The sequence below is a fragment of the Dyella sp. 01N36 genome (assembly GCF_056399745.1).
This window is the reverse complement of sequence record NZ_JBFTRY010000256.1, coordinates 1-4,214: the sequence shown is the minus strand read 5'-3', so window position 1 is coordinate 4,214 and position 4,214 is coordinate 1. Positions and strand designations below refer to the sequence as shown.

Here is a 4,214-nt window from a genome sequence, read left to right as displayed (position 1 = left end):
CCTCCGGCCTCACCGCGGGCATCCTGATCGGCTCGCTGACGGCCGCATGGATGAACCATCACTTTTCGCCCGCCGATGTGTTGCGCGGATGGTGGCGCCTGCCGTTTGTGCTGGGCGGCGTGTTCGGCCTGGTGGCCGTGTGGCTGCGTCGCTGGTTGAGCGAAACGCCGGTATTTGCCGAGCTGCATGCGCGCAAGGCATTGAGCGAGGGCTTGCCGCTGCGAACCGTGCTGGYGGGTCATGGCGCCAGCGTGGCCATTTCCATGGCGGTCACCTGGACGCTCACCGCGGCCATCCTGGTGCTGATTCTGGGACTGCCCAGCCTGGCGCAGAAGTCGTTCGGCATTCCTGCTGACGTGGCCTTCCTGGGCAATAGCATCGCCGCTTTTTGCCTATGCGTGGGCTGCGTGGCATTTGGCTGGCTGGTCGATCGCATTGGCGCCGCCTGGACACTGATCGCCGGCTCGGTCGCCTTGGTGACTGTCACCTATGCGCTGTTCGGTGATCTGGCGGCAGGCGGCGCGCATTTTCTGCCGCTGTATGGGCTCACCGGTTTTCTGGTCGGTACCGTGGCGGTGGTGCCCACCATCATGGTGGCGGCGTTTCCGGCGCCGATCCGTTTCTCCGGCATTTCCTTCGCCTACAACGTGGCTTATGCCGTGTTCGGTGCCTGCACCGCCACCTTTATCGGCTACCTCGCCGGGACGGCCGGACGCATGGCCGCTGCGCACTATGTGACGATTACGGTGGTCGTCGGTGTTGCGGCGGCGGTGTGGCTGYTGGTCAAGGGGCGCGGCAAAGCTCAGTTGATGACCGACTGAGCGCAAGCCCTCAGGGGTTGTTGATGGTCGAACCCGTCAACAGCCCACGCGCCAACATGCTGCACTRCTTGCGATACAGCAGCATCTGCCACTGGCGCCCGCCCAGCTGCCGCCACAACACGGCCGAACGCACGGCGGCGAGCAGGTTGGTGCGAACCTTTTCGACCACGGCCGGCTGCTGCAACTGCTGCGGATTGCCGGTGACCATCACGCGCGGCTTGAGCGTGGAAAGCGTGCCGGCATACAGCTCGGCCAGACGCTTCACCACTTGCGGCGAATCCGCACCGAAGTGTTCGACCTGTCGCTGCGCGGCGGCGATGCCTTGCTGCAGGCGATCCAGCAGATCGCTGCGGCGTGACAGGCTGCGCTCCAGGCGCATCACCGTGAAGGCCATGCGCGTGATGGCCACATCGCGGTTGTTCTCGTCGAGCAGGGTGATCAGCTGGCGCAGGCCCAGGCGCACGGCGCCGACATCGCCGTACACGCCCACGACCGACGGTGCATCGATGCGGAACACGCTGGCCATGCTCGAGGCCATGGCGATGTCGTCGCAGCGGCCATCGTTGGCCAGCTGCTGGGCGAGCGTGGTGGCCTGGAACAAACCCGCCAGGGCCAACACGCGCTCTTCGTTCATCGCGAAAATTTCAAACACCGGTCAGTGCCTCGGAGAGGGCGGAAGAAGTAGCGGCATCATTCCAGCCGCCAAAGGGAGCGTCGGTGCGGTCGATCACGGCACCGCCGAGACAGGCCTCGCCGTCGTAGAAAACCACCGACTGGCCGGGCGTGACGGCCCGCTGGGGCTGGTCGAACACCACCTCCAGCCCGTCGTCCCGCACAAACACCTCGCAAGCCTGGTCGGCCTGGCGGTAGCGCGTCTTGGCGGTGCAACGGAACTGTCTCGCCGGCGGCTCGCCCGCCACCCAGGTCGGCGGCTCGGCGTGCAGGCGCTTGGAATAAAGCCAATGGTTCTCGCCGCCCTGCGCAACATACAGCACGTTGGCCGGCACATCCTTGCCGACCACGTACCACGCCTCGCCGCTGGCGCCATGGCGTCCGCCGATCCCCAGGCCGTTGCGCTGGCCCAGGGTGTAATACATCGCGCCCTGGTGCTCGCCCACGGTCTGCCCATCGGGCGTGCGCATCGGGCCGGGCTGGGCGGGCAGGTACTGGGCAAGAAAGCTGCGGAAGTCGCGCTCGCCGATAAAGCAGATGCCGGTGGAATCCTTTTTCGCGTGCGTCGGCAGCGCGGCCTCCTGGGCCATCTGGCGCACCAGCGGCTTTTCGATCTCGCCGACCGGAAACAGCGTGGCGCTGAGCTGCTGCTGGCCCAGCGCGTGAAGAAAGTAGGTCTGGTCCTTGGACGCATCCACCGCGCGCAGCAGGCGATATTTGCCTTCATGGAAATCCACGCGGGCGTAGTGGCCGGTGGCGATCTTGTCGGCGCCCAGCGCGCGGGCCTCATCCAGGAAGGTCTTGAACTTGATCTCGCGATTGCACAGCACGTCCGGATTGGGCGTGCGACCGGCGCGATATTCGGCAAGAAAGTGCTCGAACACGCCAGCCCAATACTCGGCGGCGAAATTGCGCGCATGGAACGGAATGCCCAGCCGCCCGCACACGGCCACGGCATCCTTGCGATCGATATCGGTGGTGCAGGGGCCGTCGCGGTCGTCTTCTTCCCAGTTCTGCATGAACAGGCCTTCGACCTCGTAGCCACCCTGCTGCAGCAGCAAGGCGGCCACCGAAGAGTCGACGCCGCCGGAGACACCGAGCATCACTTTCATGGGTAACGATCCTCGGCGAGCAGGCTGTGCAGCAGGTGCAGCGGGTATCGCTGTCCGCTCAGCCAGGCGTCGATGCTCATCAGCACCAGTGGACTGCGCAATTGGTCACCCAGTGCCACAATTTCGTCGCGGGTGAGCCACAGGGCCTGGCGGATGCCCTCGTCGAGCGGGCGCCCGGGATCGTGACTCACCGCCCGAGCCGCAAAACTGAAGCGCACCACGCCGTCGCCATGCTCGGTGCTGCGCCACTGGTGGACGCCGATCAGGTGCTCGGGGACCACCGTCCAGCCCGTTTCCTCCAGCGTTTCCCGCACGGCGGCGGTCAGCAGGCTCTCTTTGTCGTCCAAATGGCCCGCCGGCTGGTTATAGGCGAGGCGGCCGTTGACCTCCTCTTCGACCATGAGGAAGCGGTCGCCGTCGGCAACCACGCAGGCCACGGTCACGTGTGGGCACCAGACTTGCAGGGGAATGGGAGAGGAATCGGCCATCGGGGGTATATGGCGACGCTAGTGGCACTGGAAAAGCGGTCATTGTGCCATCACCTGAAGGCGATCTGCCTTCGGCGGTGCCCCTTGGGAGCATCCCGGGTGCCCGGCGCTATACTTTCCCCAAGGAAATTTCACGTAGACCCATGGCTCACGAACCCGAACACGAACAAGGCAGCGGTCACGGCCTGGCGCTGGAAACCTCCCGTCCGGAGGTGGCTCGCCCGCCGCTCTTCCAGGTGGTACTGCTGAACGACGATTTCACACCGATGGATTTTGTGGTCGAAGTGCTGAGAAGTTTTTTCAGTCTGGACCAGGAACGTGCGGTGCAAGTCATGCTTCACGTGCATACGCGCGGAAAAGGCGTGTGCGGGGTGTTTACCCGGGAAGTCGCGGAAACCAAGGTGACCCAGGTGAACGAATATTCACGTGCTCATCAGCACCCTTTGTTGTGCACTATGGAAAAGCTCTGAAAAGAGGTAATGAAAGGTGTGTAGAGAGGATCTGCCAAGGTCGGTTCTGGCGCCCACGCTACCCATCTCACAGCCCGTCCCTGGCACGGATATTGAAGAGCCTTCCAGCACCCCCATTTCGTAGCTATCGGGGCGCGTGACGCCCAGCCACACAGCGGAGTAGGTCCGGATGTTCAGCAAGGATCTCGAAGTCACCATCGGCCAGTGCTACAAGCAGGCCCGCGAGCAGCGTCATGAATTCATGACGGTGGAACATTTGCTGCTCGCTCTTACCGAAAACCAGTCGGCCCTGGGCGCACTGCGCGCCTGCGGCGTCGACCTGCCGCGCCTGTCGCGCGAGCTGGAAAAGATCATTGCCGAAACCGTACCGGTATTGCCGCACGGGGACGAGCGCGATACCCAGCCCACCCTCGGCTTCCAGCGCGTGCTGCAGCGCGCGGTTTATCACGTACAGTCTTCGGGCCGTAAAGAAGTCACCGGCGCGAACGTGCTGGTGGCGATCTTCGGCGAAAAGGATTCGCACGCCGTGTATTTCCTGCACCAGCAGGAGATCACCCGCCTGGACGTGGTCAACTATATTTCGCACGGTATCGCCAAGATCGGCGACGAGCCGTCGTCGAGCATGCCGGGCACCGAGCGCGAGAGTGAAGA

6 protein-coding genes are annotated in these 4,214 nt (G+C 64.2%); 3 read left to right on the top strand and 3 right to left on the bottom strand.

What is annotated here, in order from left to right; genetic code table 11:
• Positions 1-821: MFS transporter (locus AC1DMG_RS20440; RefSeq protein ID WP_477180996.1), on the top strand; the 821-nt coding region annotated here is incomplete at its 5' end.
• 10 nt (positions 822-831) lie between these two features.
• On the opposite strand, the gene hflD is transcribed toward AC1DMG_RS20440, so the two are convergent.
• The 3 genes from hflD to AC1DMG_RS20425 are packed head-to-tail and all read right to left on the bottom strand — an operon-like array spanning position 832 to position 3,093.
• On the bottom strand, positions 832-1,455 hold the full coding sequence (hflD, locus tag AC1DMG_RS20435; RefSeq protein WP_477180997.1) for a high frequency lysogenization protein HflD: 624 nt from the start codon (positions 1,453-1,455) through the stop codon (positions 832-834).
• A 10-nt stretch (positions 1,456-1,465) separates the two neighbouring features.
• Positions 1,466-2,605 carry a tRNA 2-thiouridine(34) synthase MnmA gene (mnmA, locus tag AC1DMG_RS20430; RefSeq protein WP_477177579.1) on the bottom strand — a complete coding sequence of 380 codons (1,140 nt, stop codon included), beginning with the start codon at positions 2,603-2,605 and terminating at the stop codon, positions 1,466-1,468.
• A complete protein-coding gene (locus AC1DMG_RS20425) occupies positions 2,602-3,093 on the bottom strand; it encodes an NUDIX hydrolase (protein ID WP_477177580.1) in 492 nt (163 codons plus the stop codon). The genes mnmA and AC1DMG_RS20425 overlap by 4 nt, the downstream gene beginning before the upstream one ends.
• A gap of 143 nt (positions 3,094-3,236) precedes the next feature.
• On the opposite strand from AC1DMG_RS20425, the gene clpS reads away from it, so the two are divergent.
• Entirely contained in the window at positions 3,237-3,563 is a 327-nt protein-coding gene (gene clpS, locus AC1DMG_RS20420) for an ATP-dependent Clp protease adapter ClpS (protein WP_074546739.1), read from the top strand.
• A 169-nt stretch (positions 3,564-3,732) separates the two neighbouring features.
• Positions 3,733-4,214, top strand: a 482-nt coding sequence (locus AC1DMG_RS20415; RefSeq protein ID WP_477180995.1) for a Clp protease N-terminal domain-containing protein, incomplete at its 3' end; no start/stop codon positions are given.